This window comes from Vannielia litorea (genome assembly GCF_018424695.1).
In the GTDB taxonomy this organism is placed as follows: domain Bacteria; phylum Pseudomonadota; class Alphaproteobacteria; order Rhodobacterales; family Rhodobacteraceae; genus Vannielia; species Vannielia litorea_A.
The window spans coordinates 14,842-32,055 of the sequence record NZ_QTNQ01000047.1 but is presented as its reverse complement, the minus strand read 5'-3'; the positions used below and the strand labels follow the sequence as shown (position 1 = coordinate 32,055).

At 64.6% G+C, this 17,214-nt stretch carries 17 protein-coding genes; 8 read left to right on the top strand and 9 right to left on the bottom strand.

Going from position 1 to position 17,214, the window contains the following annotated elements:
* Window positions 1-95: 95 nt before the first annotated feature.
* The 4 genes from DYI42_RS15255 to cobS form a co-directional block, all read right to left on the bottom strand.
* Window positions 96-458: a hypothetical protein gene (locus DYI42_RS15255; protein ID WP_213546855.1), complete on the bottom strand. Its 363-nt coding sequence runs from the start codon at window positions 456-458 to the stop codon at window positions 96-98.
* Window positions 459-482: 24 nt separating this feature from the next.
* A complete protein-coding gene (locus DYI42_RS15250) occupies window positions 483-857 on the bottom strand; it encodes a hypothetical protein (protein ID WP_213546854.1) in 375 nt (124 codons plus the stop codon).
* Window positions 858-1,032: 175 nt separating this feature from the next.
* A complete protein-coding gene (locus DYI42_RS15245) occupies window positions 1,033-1,416 on the bottom strand; it encodes a hypothetical protein (RefSeq protein WP_213546853.1) in 384 nt (127 codons plus the stop codon).
* Window positions 1,416-2,387: a cobaltochelatase subunit CobS gene (gene cobS, locus DYI42_RS15240; protein WP_213546852.1), complete on the bottom strand. Its 972-nt coding sequence runs from the start codon at window positions 2,385-2,387 to the stop codon at window positions 1,416-1,418. Before cobS ends, DYI42_RS15245 begins: the two co-directional genes overlap by 1 nt.
* 280 nt (window positions 2,388-2,667) lie before the next feature.
* Here cobS and DYI42_RS15235 point away from each other — a divergent pair, with 280 nt between their 5' ends.
* A complete protein-coding gene (locus tag DYI42_RS15235) occupies window positions 2,668-3,168 on the top strand; it encodes a hypothetical protein (protein WP_213546851.1) in 501 nt (166 codons plus the stop codon).
* Between the two features lie 16 nt (window positions 3,169-3,184).
* Here DYI42_RS15235 and DYI42_RS15230 read toward each other — a convergent pair whose 3' ends face one another.
* Window positions 3,185-3,814 carry a J domain-containing protein gene (locus tag DYI42_RS15230; protein ID WP_213546850.1) on the bottom strand — a complete coding sequence of 210 codons (630 nt, stop codon included), beginning with the start codon at window positions 3,812-3,814 and terminating at the stop codon, window positions 3,185-3,187.
* Between the two features lie 91 nt (window positions 3,815-3,905).
* On the opposite strand from DYI42_RS15230, the gene DYI42_RS15225 reads away from it, so the two are divergent.
* On the top strand, window positions 3,906-4,151 hold the full coding sequence (locus tag DYI42_RS15225; RefSeq protein ID WP_213546849.1) for a BolA family protein: 246 nt from the start codon (window positions 3,906-3,908) through the stop codon (window positions 4,149-4,151).
* Between the two features lie 90 nt (window positions 4,152-4,241).
* On the opposite strand, the gene DYI42_RS15220 is transcribed toward DYI42_RS15225, so the two are convergent.
* Both DYI42_RS15220 and gatB read right to left on the bottom strand, forming a co-directional pair.
* Entirely contained in the window at window positions 4,242-4,736 is a 495-nt protein-coding gene (locus tag DYI42_RS15220; RefSeq protein WP_213546848.1) for a DUF4177 domain-containing protein, read from the bottom strand.
* A 217-nt stretch (window positions 4,737-4,953) separates the two neighbouring features.
* Window positions 4,954-6,465 (bottom strand): Asp-tRNA(Asn)/Glu-tRNA(Gln) amidotransferase subunit GatB, encoded by a 1,512-nt coding sequence (gene gatB / locus DYI42_RS15215; protein WP_213546847.1) that lies wholly within the window; start codon window positions 6,463-6,465, stop codon window positions 4,954-4,956.
* Between the two features lie 292 nt (window positions 6,466-6,757).
* Here gatB and DYI42_RS15210 point away from each other — a divergent pair, with 292 nt between their 5' ends.
* Window positions 6,758-7,441 carry a transglycosylase SLT domain-containing protein gene (locus DYI42_RS15210; RefSeq protein ID WP_342344669.1) on the top strand — a complete coding sequence of 228 codons (684 nt, stop codon included), beginning with the start codon at window positions 6,758-6,760 and terminating at the stop codon, window positions 7,439-7,441.
* 36 nt (window positions 7,442-7,477) lie between these two features.
* On the opposite strand, the gene pepN is transcribed toward DYI42_RS15210, so the two are convergent.
* Entirely contained in the window at window positions 7,478-10,018 is a 2,541-nt protein-coding gene (gene pepN / locus DYI42_RS15205) for an aminopeptidase N (RefSeq protein ID WP_213546846.1), read from the bottom strand.
* Between the two features lie 135 nt (window positions 10,019-10,153).
* Here pepN and DYI42_RS15200 point away from each other — a divergent pair, with 135 nt between their 5' ends.
* Together DYI42_RS15200 and DYI42_RS15195 are read left to right on the top strand one after the other, a co-directional pair.
* A complete protein-coding gene (locus DYI42_RS15200) occupies window positions 10,154-10,342 on the top strand; it encodes a hypothetical protein (RefSeq protein ID WP_213546845.1) in 189 nt (62 codons plus the stop codon).
* Between the two features lie 130 nt (window positions 10,343-10,472).
* Window positions 10,473-12,647 (top strand): malate synthase G, encoded by a 2,175-nt coding sequence (locus tag DYI42_RS15195; RefSeq protein WP_213546844.1) that lies wholly within the window; start codon window positions 10,473-10,475, stop codon window positions 12,645-12,647.
* 379 nt (window positions 12,648-13,026) lie between these two features.
* Here the strand turns inward: DYI42_RS15195 and DYI42_RS15190 are convergent, their stop codons facing one another.
* Entirely contained in the window at window positions 13,027-13,587 is a 561-nt protein-coding gene (locus tag DYI42_RS15190) for a hypothetical protein (protein ID WP_213546843.1), read from the bottom strand.
* A 595-nt stretch (window positions 13,588-14,182) separates the two neighbouring features.
* Between DYI42_RS15190 and DYI42_RS15185 the strand changes: the two genes are divergently transcribed.
* The 3 genes from DYI42_RS15185 to DYI42_RS15175 all read left to right on the top strand — a co-directional run bounded on the left by DYI42_RS15185 (window position 14,183) and on the right by DYI42_RS15175 (window position 17,207).
* Window positions 14,183-14,962 (top strand): gamma-glutamyl-gamma-aminobutyrate hydrolase family protein, encoded by a 780-nt coding sequence (locus tag DYI42_RS15185; RefSeq protein WP_213546842.1) that lies wholly within the window; start codon window positions 14,183-14,185, stop codon window positions 14,960-14,962.
* Window positions 14,963-15,030: 68 nt separating this feature from the next.
* Window positions 15,031-15,519 carry a methyltransferase family protein gene (locus DYI42_RS15180; protein WP_244867952.1) on the top strand — a complete coding sequence of 163 codons (489 nt, stop codon included), beginning with the start codon at window positions 15,031-15,033 and terminating at the stop codon, window positions 15,517-15,519.
* A gap of 116 nt (window positions 15,520-15,635) precedes the next feature.
* Entirely contained in the window at window positions 15,636-17,207 is a 1,572-nt protein-coding gene (locus tag DYI42_RS15175) for a Re/Si-specific NAD(P)(+) transhydrogenase subunit alpha (protein ID WP_213546841.1), read from the top strand.
* Window positions 17,208-17,214: the final 7 nt, after the last annotated feature.

The following is a 17,214-nucleotide window of genomic DNA, read 5'->3' as shown; positions in this document are numbered from 1 at the left end:
GTGCTGCCCGCGTCTGCACTTTCGGGCGTTGCGCTGGCTGCGAGGGGCGGCTGAGTATTTTGAGCAAGAAAATGAACGGGATGGGGCTTCTGCGGCTAGCGGAGGCCCCATTTTGCGGGCAGCACCGCACCAATGGCGGCGCAACTGGCTTCCTGCTCGCGGAGCAGCCGGGCGGCGCCGGCGATCTCTGCTGCGTCCTTCAGCATCTGGCGGGCGCGGGTGGTTGAGGTTTCGGCCACGTAGTCGATATCGGTGGAGAGGGCCGGGTTGAGCTCTTTCGCGGCGGCGCGGAAGCTTGCGGCGCGGGCGGCGGCTTCGGCGCTGCCTTGCGCGGCGGCGACGGCCTGCCAGTAGCCTGCGCAATCGGCGGCGAGGTAGGGCAGGTCTTCGTGCTGGGCGAGGTCATGCGCCGGGGCGGGCGTGGTGAGAAGGAGGAGGAGCAGGGCAGCGTTGCGCATGGGCGCATCTGGCCCCGGACGCGCCTAGCCCGTCAAGAGCGCGGCGCAGCTGGCGATCTCGGCCTCTGCGCGGGTGGCGGCCCATTGGGCATCTTCCGCGTCGTCGTTGAAGGTGGCGCGGGTGAGCAGCACCGCCTGGGCGTGCTTGGCCTCGATCCGGCGGGCGAGCACCTCGCGGCCCCGGCCTGCCGGCATCACCGCCTCCAGCAGGGAGATCATCGCGGCGCGGCGGCGGGTGGTTGTGTCGACCTCCGGTGTGGGGATGAGCCACTGGTGCTCCATCAGGGCCGAGAAGCGCCCGGTGCAGGCGGCGAAGACCATGTCGAGCGGTTCGGCCCGCGCCGGTGTGGAGAGAACTGCCAGAAGCCCTGCGAGGGCCATTGTTCTTTTTCTGCCCATGAAGTGACCATTGCGCCTTTGGATGCGCCTGTCAAACGGGCAGTTTGAGAACGTTGGTGCCTGTGGCGATGGCACTGCCCTTGGAGGCAGCCTCGCATAGCAGGGTTAATCCGGGGTTAGTTGTCGGGCCGGAGCGTCTTGGAGCTGCGTCATTGCTTGGCGCGTGGGCGACGGTTCAGAGGAACCGAAGAATTTGCAGGCATTTCACGCAGGCCGGGTCGTCCATGCAAAGCCGGGCCTCTCCGCGCTTTGCAAAGCCGATCAGCACGTAGTGGGTGAACTCCGCCAGCCGCGCGCGCAACGCCTCATCGTGCGAGGGGCTGCTACGAAGGATGCCCCAATCAACCGATCCCAACTGCCGCACTGGCTCGAAAAGCATGTCGCTTCGGCGCTGCATCAGCGATGCCGTCACGGGGTTCTTGTCCATCCCGGTGAGCCAGTGAGCGCGGGCTGCGAAATGTGCCGCGCAGGCGAGGCGTTCCGTGGAACTGGCGGGCCAAGCAGATAGCGGCGTGGCAAGGAAGGCCACGAAAGCAAGGGCGACAAGGCCCCGCAGCATTACATCGCCATCGAAACCGCGCTCTCGGGCAGCTCTTCGTCGAAGCAGCGCTGATAGAACTCGGCCACGGTCTGGCGTTCCAGCTCGTCGCATTTGTTCAGGAAGGTCAGGCGGAAGGCGTAGCCGATGTTGCGGAAGATCTCGGCGTTCTGCGCCCAGTTGATGACCGTCCGCGGGCTCATCACCGTGGAAAGATCGCCGTTCATGAAGGCCGTCCGGGTGAGGTCGGCCACCGTCACCATCTGGGAAATCTGCTTGCGGCCCTTCTCGGTGTTGTAATGCGGGCTCTTGGCCAGAACGATCGCGGTTTCGGCGTCATGGCTGAGGTAGTTCAGCGTGGCGACGAGGTTCCAGCGGTCCATCTGCGCCTGGTTGATCTGCTGGGTGCCGTGGTAGAGGCCCGTGGTGTCGCCGAGGCCCACCGTGTTCGACGTTGCAAACAGGCGGAAATACTTGTTGGGCGTGATGATCTCGTTCTGGTCGAGCAGGGTGAGCTTGCCGTCATGCTCCAGCACCCGCTGGATCACGAACATCACGTCGGCGCGGCCTGCGTCATACTCATCAAAGACAATCGCCACCGGGTTGCGCAGCGCCCAGGGCAGGATGCCCTCGTGGAACTCGGTCACCTGCTTGCCGTCGCGCAGCTTGATCGCATCCTTGCCGATCAGGTCGATCCGGGAGATGTGGCTGTCGAGGTTCACCCGGACGGCGGGCCAGTTGAGGCGGGCGGCGACCTGTTCGATATGGGTCGACTTGCCGGTGCCGTGGTAGCCCTGGATCATGACGCGGCGGTTGTGCGAGAAGCCCGCGAGAATTGCCAGCGTGGTGTCGGGGTCGAACTTGTAGGTGCTGTCAATGTCGGGCACGCGGTCTGTCGCCTCGGCGAAACCCTTCACCACCATGTTGCTGTCGATCCCGAACACCTCGCGGACCGAGATTTCTTCGGTGGGTTTCATTGCCTCGTCCGTCATCGCACTTGCCTTCGCCGCTGGCGCGCACCCCGGGGCACGGGGCCGCGCGTGATCTGTCCATCGCGTGGTGCCCCATATCGCGGGCAGGTGCAAGGGCAGGGGCCCCACGGGCGGGGCAGGCGAAAAAGCACCGGTCCTGCGCCCTGACGAAAAGGGCACCGTGACAGTGCTTTCCGCAGAGGTTAGGCTGGACGGGATTTGCTGCCACAGGTCAGATAACGAAATGTTTTTTCCAGGAGTTGTTTTGCGGTCGACGCTTGTCGTGTGCCTCATCGCCCTGTTGCCTGCCCTGATCGCGCCGCAGCCTGCGCGCGCCGAATTCACCCTGATCGACCGCCTTGGCGCCTGGCTGTTCTACACCCAGCGGGGCGTGGGCTCGAGCTATGCCGCTTGCCAGGTGGTGAGCTGCGTGGACGGCACATGCAGCACCGGCCCGGGCGGGCGCACCCAGTTTTCGCTCTACGACGCGCGCGACGGCCGGGGCATCTTCCCCGAGTTCATCGCGCCGCGCCGGGTGCCGCCGGGCGGCGTGGCCCGGCTCGATATTGCGGGCCGCGAGTTCGTGATGAAGAACACCTTCCCCTCGCCGCAGTTCTACCTACAGGTGGAAAGCGTGCGCGAGGCCAAGGCGGTGCTGAACCGGCTGGTGGCGCTGGAGCAGGCTGACAGCAACGGCAAGTTCACCGTGGTGGACCCGTTTGGCACCCGCTTCGAGTTTACCGCGCGCGGGGTGACCGGCAGCCTGGACAGGATGGTACGGCGGTGCACGCCGCGCAGCTGAAGCGCAGCCTCAATGGTTACTTGAAGCTGCGGCTGTCCTTGATCTGATCCCAGGCCCAGACGACCTCACCCAGCTGTTCTTCCTGGCTGCGGTCTCCACCGTTCATGTCAGGGTGAAGCACCTTGATGAGCGCCTTGTAGCTCTTGCGGATCTCGGCCTTGGTCATGTTGTCCTTGGCTTCGAGGATCTCCAGGGCGCGGCGCTCGGTGGGGGGCAGGCGACGACCGCCGTTGTTGCCGCGACGGCCCGGGTTTTGCGTGGCGTTCTCGCCCAGCACCTGGTGTGGGTCATCCACGCCGAGCCGGGCCCAGGCCTTCTCTTCGGCGGAGCGGCGGAAGGGCTTGGTATCGCGGTTCCACACCCGGTCGCTGTCGATCTGGGCGTCCATCTCTTCCTCGGTCGCGCCGTTGAAGAAATTCCACTTCAGATTGTATTCGCGCACGTGTTCCTTGCAGAACCAGTAGTAGTCATCCAGCGTGTCGGGATTCTTCGGCGCCCGGTAATGCGCGGGCTCTTCGCAGCCGTCATGCTCGCAGGTGCGCTTGGAGGTTTCGAAGGCGCCCGACATGCCGCGACGGCCCTTCTGGCGTTTCTTCTTGTCCGAAGATACGGACATATCGAAACCAAATGGATCGTCTCTGTTCATGCCTGCTGCCCCGCGTGTTTGGCAAACCTGTTCGACTCGGACCATGAAGTTTAGTCTTTTCGTGCCGAGAGAGAAGGGGGCAGAAGAAAAAATGACACTTGCATCGGAAATCGAGACACGTCTTCAGCAGGCCTTTGCGCCCCGAAGCCTAGAGGTGCTTGATGAGAGCGAGCAGCACCGGGGGCACGGCGGATATTCGCCGGACGGCAGCCACTTTCGCGTGCGGATGGAGGCGGAGGCGCTCGACGGCAAGAGCCGGGTGGCAAAGCACAGGGCGGTGAACGCGGCTGTGGCCGACCTGTTTCCGCGCATCCACGCACTCGCCATAGAGGTGTAGGGCGGCGCGCGGCGCATGGCCCAATCAGCCAAGCCCAACCAAAAAGCCCGCCCCGGAAGGGCGGGCCTGCTCCTCGATTGCGCGCGCGGATTATTCCGCCGCGACGTCGGCCTTGTTGGCGGGCTTGTCGCTCGGGGTCGCCGGGCCAAGCGCCGGGGCCTTGCCTTCGTGGGCGCGGGCTGACAGGGCCGCGGCGGCATCGCGGGCGGCGGCCACGGCGTCACGCTTTTCTGCGGGGGCGGCCTTTTCGGTTGGTTGTGCTTCCGGCTCGGGCACAGCGGCGACCTCTTCGGCGTCGTCTTCCGGAGCGGCCAGCAGCCCGGCCACCTCCTCGTCGCTCACCGCCTCCTCGGCCAGCTCCCGGCGGAACACCAGCATGTGCTGGAAGGTCGTCTGCTTGCCGGTCAGGCCCACACGCTCCTGGCAGGGCAGGGTATCGGTGCGCTGGTATTCCCAGCCCGCTGCGCCCATCTCGTTCATCACGTCTTGCAGCGCCACGGCGAAGCGGCCAGAGGTGCCTTTGGCCCCCTTCGCCTTCTTGCCGCGCTCCGGCGCGGGCACCACACGATATTCGTAACGCGGCATCCTTGCCCCCTGATTCAAGTCACGCGCGCCAGCCTAACGCGCGGCGCGGGATGAGTCCAAGCACCGGCCCGCGAGCCGCGCCAATTCAAAATTGCTGTGGCGCTTTTGCCTAACCCTTCAGCAACTTCTGCGAGTGCCGTATGCATGGATTGTGCACGGGATGTGCATGGGTTGTGCATATCAGCTTTTGTTATAGCCCAGCAGCGATTGACCGGTGTTATAGCCCCAGCTTGGCGGAAACCAGCTCGTTGACCGCCTTCGGATTGGCCTTGCCGCCGGTCGCCTTCATCACTTGCCCCACGAACCAGCCGACCAGCTTGGGATTGGCCTTGGCCTTCTCCACCTGGCCCGGATTGGCGGCGATCACCTCGTCCACGGCGGCCTCGATGGCGCCGGTATCGGTGACCTGCTTCATGCCCTCGGTCTCGACGATCTCCTCCGGCTCGCGGCCCGAGGTGTAGCAGATCTCGAAGACATCCTTGGCGATCTTGCCGCTGATGGCGTCGCTCTTGATGAGGTCGATGATCTGGCCGATCTGGGCGGGCGAGACGGGGCTTTCGCCCAGCTCCTTCTCGTCTTTCTTCAACCGGCCATAAAGCTCGTTGATGATCCAGTTCGCGGCCAGCTTGCCGTCTCGGCCCTCGGCGGCCTTCTCGAAGAAGTCCGCGGCCTCCACCTCGGCGGTCAGCACGGAGGCGTCATAGTCGCTCAGCCCGAAGTCGCCCATGAAACGCGCCTTCTTGGCGTCGGGCAACTCCGGCAGGCTTGCTTCGATGTCATCCACCCAGCCCTGCTCGATCTCCAGCGGCAGCAGGTCGGGGTCGGGGAAGTAGCGGTAATCATGCGCCTCTTCCTTAGAGCGCATCGAGCGGGTTTCGCCCTTGTCCGGATCGTAGAGGCGGGTTTCCTGGTCGATGCTGCCGCCGTCTTCCAGAATCGCGATCTGCCGCTTGGCCTCGTGGTCGATGGCCTGCTGGATGAAGCGCATGGAGTTCATGTTCTTGATCTCGCAGCGCGTGCCGAGGTGCGAAAAATCCTGCGTTTCCTGATACTTTTCGTACTGGCCGGGGCGGCAGACAGAGACGTTCACATCGGCCCGCAGGTTGCCGTTTTGCATGTTGCCGTCGCAGGTGCCGAGGTAGCGCAGGATCTGGCGCAGCTTGGCGATATAGGCCGCCGCCTCTTCGGGGCCGCGAATGTCGGGGCGGCTGACGATTTCCATCAGCGCCACGCCGGTGCGGTTGAGGTCCACGAAGCTCATGTTCGGGTCCATGTCGTGGATCGACTTGCCCGCATCCTGCTCGAGGTGGATGCGCTCGATGCGCACCTTGCGGGCGACGCCTTCGCCCATCTCCACCAGCACCTCGCCCTCACCGACGATCGGGTGGTAGAGCTGCGAAATCTGGTAGCCCTGCGGCAGGTCGGGGTAGAAGTAGTTCTTGCGGTCGAAGGCGGAGCGCAGGTTGATCTCGGCCTTGAGGCCCAGCCCGGTTTTCACCGCCAGCGCCACGCAGCCCTCGTTGATGACAGGCAGCATGCCCGGCATGCCCGCGTCCACGAAGGCGACGTTGCTGTTGGGCTCGGCACCAAACTGGGTGGAGGCCCCGGAGAAGAGCTTGGCCTTCGAGCTGACCTGCGCATGCACCTCCATCCCGATCACCAGCTCCCAATCGCCGGTCGCGCCGGAAATCACCTTGGGTTTGGGGGCTTCATATGTGAGGTCGAGCATGGGGCACTCCGCAGCTGTTTCAGGCCCTTCTAGGCCCTTGGCGACAAGGGGGCAAGGCGGTGGGTTTACCCGGCTTTAGGGCGGGTTTGCGAAGATGGGCCTTGAGGGTGCAGGGACATTGAAATTGGTTATGACACTGCGCCAATCGGTGATCTTCCGCTGGAATTGTTCACCCATCGGCATCAATCAGCCAGCCTGCCACCTCAAGACCCCTTGCTAAACCTTTGCAATTGCGTCCTGATTGCTGGCCATGAGGGGCTCTTTACCGATCCTTGCGGCTGCGGTCGCCTTAGTGCTGCCTGTCGCGGCCTGTGCAGAGGTCTCGGCCCTGCGCCCGGTGCCGCGTATCTCGGCGATGGGCGGGCCGCTGCCCGACGGTCTGGCAGAGGCGGTGCCCCGGATCACCCGCCTGCGCCCCCGGGCCCGGCCTGTTGCCCTGCCGCGGACGCGCTGGGAGACGGTGCCGGGCAGCACCATCTGGACCCGTGCCGCCATTTCGGCACTGAAGGCCCATGGCCGCCCGCTGCTGGAGTTCGTGCCGCAGGACATCGCCCAGTTCTGTCCGAGCTATGCCACACAGTCGCTTGATAAACGGGCGGAATTCTGGGTCGGTTTCCTTTCGGCGCTGGCCAAGCACGAAAGCACCTATCGTCCCCGCGCGGTGGGCGGCGGCGGGCGATGGCATGGGCTTTTGCAGATCACGCCCTCTACCGCCCGGCTTTACAGGTGCCGCGCAGGCACCGGGGCGGCGCTACTGCATGGCCCCACCAACCTTAGTTGCGCGATCCGCATCATGACCAAAACGGTGCGGCGCGACGGCGTGGTGGGCGCGGGCGGCAAGGGCGGGGTGGCGGCGGATTGGGGGCCGATGGTCTATCGCAAGAAGCGCGCCGACATCGCGGCTTACACGCAGAAGCAAAGCTACTGCCGCCCCCTGTCGACGATGCGCCCCAAGGCGCGGCCGGAGAAGAGTTGAACCTTCTCCTCTCGGGACGATCCCGAGGAAGCCAACTCACCCCAGGATCCGCCCCACCATCTCGCCGGTGTTCTCCGAAAGCCCGTCGAGCGCCGCGATCCGCTCCAGCTCGGCGCGGATCATCTGCTGGCGGTCGGCATCGTAGCGCCGCCATGTCTCGAAGGCCGTGCTCATTCGCGCGGTGGTTTGCGGGTTCACAGGGTCGAGCTTGATGAGCCAGTCGGCATAAAGCCGGTAGGCGGCCCCGTCGGCGCGGTGGAAGCCCGCCGGGTTGGCCTGCATCGCGCCCAGCACCGAGCGGAAGCGATTGGGGTTTTTCCAGTCGAAATCAGGGTGCTCGGTGAGGGCGCGGGCGGTTTCGGCCATGGTCCCTGCCGGGGCCTGCACCACTTGCAGCATGAACCATTTGTCCATCACCAGCCGGTCGTGCCGCCACTTTTCGTAGAAGGCCGCCAGCGCCGCCTCGCCCTTGCCGTGGCGGGTGAGCACCGCGAGGGCAGCAAGTTCTTCGGTCATGTTGTCGGCCGCCTCGAACAGCGCCGCGGCCCGCGCGCAGCCGTCCAGCCGCGACAGCAGCCCAAGACAGGCCGTGCGCAGCGCGCGCTTGCCCGCATCCGTGGCATCGGGGGAGTAGGGCGCGGGGGTTTCCATTTCTTCATGAAGGCTTGCGAGGGTGGGCTCCATCTCACGGGCTATTGCCTCCAGCAGCCGTTCACGCGCCTCGTGAATCGCGGTCGGGTCCGGCACATGGCCGCTATCGAAGAGCGTTTGAGCCAGGTCGTCTTCCGAGGGCAGCCCCAGCATCAGCGCCCGATAGGCCGGATCAAGGCTGTTGTCGGAGATGACGCGGTGAAGGCCGGTGAGCAGATCCGGCGCGGGGGCGGCGCCCTCGGTGATCATCCGGGTGAGCACTTCTTTGCCCAGCACGCGGCCCGCCTCCCAGCGGTTGAACGGGTCGGTGTCATGGGCGAGCAGGAAGGCGCGGGTGGCATTGTCGAGCGGGCGCTCCAGCACCACCGGGGCGGAGAAGCCGCGCAGGACGGAGGCGATGGGTTTGGCGGAAAGCCCTTTGAATTCAAAGCTCTGGCGGGTTCCGTTCATCTCCAGAACGCGGGTTTCCACCACCTCGTCGCCGTTCGGCCCAATGAGGCCCACGGCGATGGGGATCACCTGTGGGCGCTTCTCCGGCTGGCCCGGGGTTGGTTTGGTTTCCTGTGTGAAATCAAGAGTTAGCGTGCCATCCTTGAAGCTTTCTTCCAGCGTCAGCCGGGGTGTGCCGGCCTGCGAATACCAGCGCGAAAACTGGGTCAGGTCGCGCCCCGTTGCATCCTCGAAGACCTTCAGCCAATCCTCGATGGTCGCCGCATCGCCATCGTGCCGCTCGAAGTAAAGATCGAGCGCCTTGGCGTAGCCCTCGTCCCCCACCAGCGCCTTCAGCATGTGGATCACCTCGGCGCCCTTTTCGTAGACGGTCGCGGTGTAGAAGTTGTTGATCTCGATATATTCTTCCGGGCGCACCGGATGCGCCAGCGGCCCCTGATCCTCGCGGAACTGGCGGGCGCGCAGCTGCATCACCTCGGTGATCCGCTTCACCGCCGCGCCGCGCATGTCGGAGCTGAACTGCTGGTCGCGGAACACCGTCAGCCCCTCTTTCAGGCAAAGCTGAAACCAGTCGCGGCAAGTAATGCGGTTGCCCGTCCAGTTGTGAAAATATTCATGGGCGATGATCCCCTCGATGAAGTCGTAATCCGTGTCGGTCGCGGTTTCGGGCGAGGCCAGAACATACTTTGAATTGAAGATGTTAAGGCCCTTGTTTTCCATCGCGCCCATGTTGAAATCGTCCACCGCGACGATGTTGAACACGTCGAGGTCATACTCGCGGCCATAGGTCTCTTCATCCCATGTCATCGAGCGTTTCAGCGCGTCCATCGCGTATTCGGCGCGGGATTCATCGCCCGGGCGGACCCAAATGTTCAACTCCACGTCACGGCCCGATACGGTTTTGAAATCGCTGGAAAAGGCGCGCAGATCGCCTGCCACCAGCGCGAAAAGATAGGCGGGCTTGGGCCAGGGGTCATCCCATACGCCCGGCTCCACCGGGTTGCCGTTGGAAAGCTGCACCGGCGCATCGCTCTCGATGTGCACGCGGAAGGGGGCCATCACATCGGGGCGGTCGGGGTAGAAGGTGATCTTGCGGAAGCCCTCGGCCTCGCATTGGGTGCAATACATTCCGCCCGAGGTGTACAGGCCGTCGAGCGAGGTGTTGGTGGTGGGGTCGATCCGCACCTCGGCTTCCCAGGTGAAGGCGCCGTTGGGCACCGGGCAGGTGAGGCCCTTCGCTCCCACCGAAGGCGCCACCTCGGCCCCGTCGATCTTTGCCCAGATCAGCTCAAGCTCCTTGCCGTGCAGGAAGATCTCCTGCGCTGCATCGGTGGCGGGGTTGGGGGCGAAGCGAATTTTCGAGCGCACCCGCGTGTCGGCCCCGGCGAGGGTGAACCACAGCTCTACCTGTTCGACGACGAAGGGGAAGGGCGTGTACTCGGCCAGGCGAACGGGCTGGGGGGCGGCGTCTTTCATGGGGCTCCTGCGCGGAAATGAAACAAATCGGCTGCCCGGACGTTATGCCCCCGAAGCGGGCTCAGCAACCGGTCAAACCCCGAGCCCTAGGGTGCCTCCAAGGAGGTGCCATACTGACACGAGAGAGGAGACATCATGTCGGCTCCCGACACCAATATCGAGAAACAAAAGAAGAATCACTCCGGCCCGCTGCTGGGCATCGGCGCGGCCGTGCTGGTGGGCGTCCTCGCCATCGCGGCCTGGCTAACCTGGTCCGCTGACGAGGGCAACACGCCCCGCGACGCCACCCCCGAAGGCGGCGTGATTGCTCCCACCGGCGACTGAGACCGCCCGTCCTGTTCCCGGACCCACAGTCTGAAATGCGGCTCGGCCAGATTGCGACACCCCCGCATTTGGCCTAGTCTGCATTTCGCGGCACCGCCTCTGCCGCGGATTTGAGAACAGGGACAATTACATGACTGACCGCATTGAGAAAGCCGGGCTGCAGTGGAATGCAGACCTGGCCGCTTTCGTGGAAAACGAAGCCGTTCCCGGCACCGGGGTTGAGGCAGAGGCAGTTTGGGCTGCCATGGCTGCGCTGGTTAAGGCCTTTGGGCCGAAGAATGGCGCGTTGCTGGCCAAGCGGCAGGAGTTGCAGGAAAAGATCGACGCTTATCACGTCGCCAACCGGGGCGCGCCGGAGATGGCGGCTTACAAAGCGATGCTCGCCGAAATCGGCTACCTCGTGGAAGAGCCCGAGGAGGTTTCGGTTGAGCCGGAGGGAATCGACCCAGAGATTTCATCGGTTTGCGCGCCGCAGCTTGTGGTGCCGATCACCAACGCCCGCTTTGCGCTGAACGCCGCCAACGCCCGCTGGGGCTCGCTTTACGATGCGCTCTACGGCACCAATGCGATGGGATCGCTGCCGCCCAAGGGCGCATTCGACGAGGCGCGCGGCAAGCAGGTGGTGGCCTGGGCCAAGGCGCATCTCGACAAGGTGCTGCCGCTGAAGAAGGGCTCCTGGGCCGAGGTAAGCACCATGGCGCCGGGCGGGCAGGGCAAGCTGATGGTGATTGCCGGCAAGCATTCCACCGAGCTGGCCGACCCCGATCAATATGCGGGCTGCAACCGAGACGAGAAAGGCAAGATCACCGACGTCTACTTTCGTGCCAACGGGTTGCACATCGTGATGTTCATCGACCGCGCCGACCCGATCGGCAAGGCCGACCCGGCCGGAATTGCCGACATCTTCCTTGAGGCCGCCGTCTCCACGATCATGGACATGGAAGACTCTGTTGCCGTGGTGGATGCGGAAGACAAGCTGCTGGCCTACCGCAACTGGCTTGGCCTGATGAAGGGCGATCTGACGGCGCAGGTTGGCGCGGGCGAGAATGCCTACGTGCGCGAGCTGAACCCCGACATCGGCTTCGAGAGCAAGGCCGGGCGCCCCGCGCTGCTGAAAGGCCGCGCGCTGATGCTGGTGCGCAATGTTGACCTGCTGATGTATACCGACGCTGTGCTGGACCCGGAGGGCAACCGTGTGCCCGAGGGGCTGCTCGACGCGCTCATCACGCCGCTCTGCGCCATGCATGACGTCATGGGCGCCGACAAGGAGCGCCCGCGCAACTCGCCCAAGGGCTCGATCTACATCGTGAAGCCCAAGATGCACGGGCCTGAAGAGGTGGCCTTCGTCTGCCAGACCTTCGAGGCGGTGGAAACCGTGCTGGGGCTGCGCAAGAACACCATCAAGATCGGCATCATGGATGAGGAGCGCCGCACCTCGGCCAACCTCAAGGCCTGTATCGCCGCCGCCGCCGGGCGCATTGCCTTCGTTAACACGGGCTTCCTCGATCGGACCGGCGATGAAATCCATACTTCGATCGAGGCCGGGCCGATGGTGCCCAAGGGCCGGATGAAGGGCGCGACCTGGCTTCAGGCCTATGAAGATCGCAACGTGGATATCTCGCTGCAATGCGGGCTGAAGGGCCGGGCGCAGATCGGCAAGGGCATGTGGGCCATGACCGACGACATGGCCGGGATGCTGGTGCAGAAGAAGGGCCACCTCATGCAGGGCGGCACGACGGCCTGGGTGCCGTCGCCCACCGCTGCCGTGCTGCATGCGACGCATTACCACGAGACCGACGTGTTTGCCCGGCTCTACGAGATTTCGGAGCAATCGAAGGGGGAAGTGCGTCGCTCGCTGGACGAGTTGCTGACGATCCCGCTTCAGGAGGGGGAGTTGCCCGGCGGTGAGGTGCAGACCGAGCTGGAGAACAACTGCCAGAGCCTGCTGGGCTACGTGGTGCGCTGGGTCGATCAGGGCGTTGGCTGCTCCAAGGTGCCCGACATCAACGACCTGCCGCTGATGGAAGACCGCGCCACGCTTCGCATCTCCGCACAGGCCCTTGCGAACTGGTTGCTGCATGACGTGGTGAGTCAGGATCAGGTGATGGAAGCGCTGAAGAAGATGGCCGCCGTGGTGGACCAGCAGAACGCGGGCGATCCGGCTTACAGGCCGATGGCCCCGGCTTTCGACGGCGTGGCCTTCCAGGCGGCCTGCGATCTGGTGTTTCGGGGTCGGGACGAGCCATCGGGCTATACCCAGAACATCCTTCAGGCGCGCCGGATCGAGGCCAAGGCGAAGGGTTGATCCGGACGCAAAAAGGGCGCGCGGGAGAGAGCCGCGCGCCAGTTGGGAGACAACCGGAGAGGTTGAAAGGTCAGGCCCCGGCGGAGGGGCTGCCCCGGTCGCGCGCCGCCGCCGCACCGGGCGGGCGCCTTGAAGATTTGGGGCGTCCGGGGTGTTGAGGCCACTTGGCCTCCCGTTCGAGCTAACTTGGACATGGGAACCCATCTTGAGGGCGAGGAGGTGGCGGAATGCCCTGCGCCCTGTGCAGCTTCGCGTGGAACGATCTGGGCATTCTCGAGGTGGAACGCGCAGCGGTGAAGGCCGGTGCTCCAAAGGAACAACAAAAAAGGCGCATGGGTCGTGTGACCCATGCGCCTTCCGGGAGGGTGGAGCGCGCGGTTCAGCCGCCGAACGCCGGGTTCTCCAGGATGTGCGCCCGGCGTGCGTTGTCGCCATCGTCCAGCGCCGCGAGGCCGATCAGCTGCTCGACGGAATAGAGGCCCGGCTCGACGCCGACGGAGGCGGCAAGCTTGTCAGCCGCGGCGGAATTGCTGGTCACCGACTTGGACGCCATGTCGCCACCGGCACCCCGCGGGTTGTCCAGGATGAAGGCGCGCTGGGCGTTGTCACCATCTTCGAGGCCCTTCAGCTGAAGAAGCTGCTCAACCGAGTAGACGCCCGGCTCGACACCGACCGAGGCGGCCAGCTTGCCACTGGCGGCACTGGAGGTGACGACCGACTTGGAGGCGACGCCGCCGCCGGTGCCCTCGGGGTTGTCGAGGATGTACTGGCGCTGGGCGTTGTCGCCGTCGTCGAGGCCCTTGAGCTGGATCAGCTGCTCGACCGAGTAGACGCCGGGCTCCACACCGACGGACCCGGCCAGAGAGGTCGGATCTGCGAAAGCGGGCGCGGAGATGGCTGCGGCGGCAAGAGCGAGGATGGAGGTTTTTGCGAAGGTCATGGTTTGTCTCCTTGGTTTTTTACAATCGTGAATGCCCGGGATCGGGCGGTTGAAGTTGGGCCCCGGTGGAGCGGTTTCGGTTGTGCCTGCGGAGCGCCGTCATCCCTAGGCGCCGTTGCCCGCTGGCCGTGGTGATGAATTGGGTCATCCAAGCCGCTGAAAAAATGGCAAAACCTGCGGCCCTGCCTGTGCAGTTCCGCGCATCACCAGAGTGTGAGTGGATGTTGCGGCGCGGGCCCGCTGCCGTTTCGGCGCGGGACTTGAGGTTTTTGATGTATGTCTTGAGACATTCCCGCGCGGGGCGGCTGCTGTTGTGTCAACCATTTGGGCTTTGGCCGCGAGGCGCTCACCGATGCTCACGTCGCCGTGTTCGGAAAGGTTTCAGCGGGGTCTCGGCGCCGTGACCGAGGGGCGCAGTCAGCATCACGCGGGCGTGGCAGATGTTGCAGGTTTTGCGGGCATCGGGCCGCGAACCTGCCGCGCGCCTATGCAGAGAGGGGCAGGAACGTTGTGCGCTGGTGCATCACATAGGCGGGTTTAAGGTCTGTTCGTGCAAAGCTATATTGTAGGCAAGGCATATGGCAGGATCACGCTCATGACACGTCCCATCGTCGGCATAATTTGCAACTCGTATCTGATGAATGATCAGTACCCCGTCCATGCCGGGGGCACGATGAACTCGGATGCGGTGGCGCAGGTGACGGGGGCGATGCCGGTGCTCATCCCCGCCGATCCGCGCTTCGTGAACGTGGCCGAACTGATGGATATGTGCGATGGCTTCGTCTTCCCCGGCGGGCGGCCCAATGTGCACCCCGAAGAATACGGCGAGGCGGAAACCGAGGCGCATGGCGCGTTCGACCGGGCTCGCGATGCCATTGCGCTGCCGCTGATCCGGGCCTGCGTGGAGGTCGGTCAGCCATTCCTCGGTATCTGCCGCGGGTTTCAGGAGGTGGCCGTGGCCATGGGCAGCACCTTGCACCCCGAAATTCGCGAGTTGCCAGGCCGGATGAACCATCGCATGCCCCCGGACGGCACGCTGGAAGAAAAGTTCGCCCTCCGCCACAAGGTGACGCTCACTGAGGGCAGCCAGTTTCACGAGGTCTTCGGTGCGACCGAGGTGATGACGAACACGTTGCACGGGCAGGGCATCAAAAACCCCGGCCCGCGCATCCAGATCGAAGGGGTGGCCCCCGATGGCACGCCCGAGGCGATCACCGTGCGCGATGCGCCGGGCTTCACGCTCTCGGTGCAATGGCACCCGGAATACAACGCCGCCGAAGACCCGGTGAGCCGGCCGCTCTTCGAAGCCTTCGGCTGCGCGGTGCGCGAGTGGCATGCGCGCGGCGCACGGCCCGGGCTGAAGAGCGTGGGCTGACCGGGAAAGACCGGGCTGGACATTACATTCCACTTCGTGAATATCGCGCCCGAGCAGAGGGAGCCGCGATGCAGGGACCGACAGGAGAGACAGGCTGGCGCGCCGCGTTGCGCTGGTTCGATATGCCGCCCGTGTGGCTGGTGCTGTTCCTCGCGCTGGCCTGGCTTCAGGCAAGCCGCTTTCCCTCTCTCACATGGTCGCACCCTCTGACGGATATGCTGGGCGGGCTGCTGGTGGGCGGCGGGCTGTTGCTGCTGGCGCTGGCGGTGATGGAATTCCGCCGGGCGCGCACCTCCATTGTGCCGCACCGCGAGGCGGAGGCCTTGATCACTTCTGGTGTCTACAGCCGTTCGCGCAACCCGATCTATCTTGGCGATGCCATGATCCTTTCCGGTTTTTGCGCGTACTGGGGGGGCTGGCTTGCACTTGCTGTGCTGGTGCCGCTGTTCTGCTGGCTCATCACCGACCGGTTCATCGCCCCCGAAGAAGCCCGTTTGCAAAAGGCCTTCGGACCCCAGTTCGAGGCCTGGGCGGGCCGGGTGCGGCGGTGGCTTTAGACTTTTGTCGCTGCGTCATCGCTTCTGGTTGTAACAAATTTCCGCAAAGTGATAGGTAGAGGCCGCTGCCAGCCTGCGCAAAATGCGCGCGACATAAACGGAAGGGGGACAATCCGTTGAAAATCGGAACGCCCAAGGAGGTTCTCAAGGGCGAGAACCGCGTGGCCATGACGCCGGAGTCGGCCACACAACTGCAAAAACTGGGCCACGAGTGCCTGATTGAAGCCGGGGCGGGTGCCGCCGCAGGCTTCACCGACGACGCCTATGAGGCCGCCGGTGTGACGGTGGTGAAAACCGCCGGGGCGCTGTGGAAAGAGGCCGAGGTGATCGCCAAGGTTCGCGTGCCCACCGATGCCGAGGCCAAACGCCTCAAGAAGGGCCAGACGCTGATCAGCTTCTTCGCCCCGGCCGAGAACGAGCTTCAGATGGCCGATCTCGCCAAGAAGGGTGCGACCGTTGTCGCAATGGAAATGGTGCCCCGCATCAGCCGCGCCCAGAAGATGGATGCGCTCAGCTCGATGGCCAATATCGCCGGGTATCGCGCAGTGATCGAGGCGGGCAACAACTTTGGCCGCTTCTTCACCGGTCAGGTGACGGCGGCGGGCAAGGTGCCCCCGGCGAAGGTGTTGGTGATCGGTGCGGGTGTTGCCGGCCTTGCGGCCATCGGCACCTCCACCAGCCTCGGCGCGATCACCTATGCCTTCGACGTGCGGCCAGAAGTGGCCGAGCAGATCGAATCGATGGGCGCGGAGTTTGTCTTCCTCGACTTTGACGAGGAGCAGGCCGATGGTGCCGCCACGGGCGGTTATGCGGCCCCCTCCAGCCCCGAGTTCCGCGAAAAGCAGCTCGAGAAATTCCGCGAGATGGCGCCCGATATCGACATCGTCATCTGTACCGCGCTCATCCCGAACCGCGCCGCGCCCGTGCTCTGGACCAAGGACATGGTCGAGATGATGAAGCCTGGCTCGGTGATCGTGGACCTGGCCGCCGAGCGCGGCGGCAACTGCGAGCTGACCAAGGCGGACGAGAAGATCGTGACCGACAATGGCGTGACCATCGTGGGCTACACCGACTTCCCGAGCCGGATGGCCACCCAGTCCTCCACGCTTTACGCCACCAACATCCGCCACATGATGACGGATCTGACGCCCGAGAAGGACGGTGTCATCAACCACAACATGGAAGATGACGTGATCCGCGGTGCGACGGTAACGCATGACGGCGAAGTCACCTTCCCGCCGCCGCCGCCGAAAGTTCAGGCAATTGCGGCTGTAAAGAAGGAAAAGCCCAAGGAGCTGACGCCCGAGGAGAAGAAGGCGCAGGAGGCTGCGGCCTTCAAGGCGCAGACCAAGCAACAGGTGACGCTGATCACCGTGGGCGCGGTGCTGCTTCTGGCCGTGGGTCTGGTGGCCCCGGCGAGCTTCATGCAGCACTTCATCGTCTTTGTGCTCTCTGTCTTCGTGGGCTTCCAGGTGATCTGGAACGTCTCGCACTCCCTGCACACGCCGCTGATGGCGGTGACCAACGCGATCTCCTCGATCATCATCGTTGGCGCGTTGTTGCAGATGGGCTCCAGCTCGTTCCTCGTGGTCCTGCTCGCTGCGCTCTCGGTCTTCATGGCCGGGATCAACATCTTCGGCGGCTTCCTCGTCACCCGGCGCATGCTCGCCATGTTCCAGAAATCGTAAGGGGAGG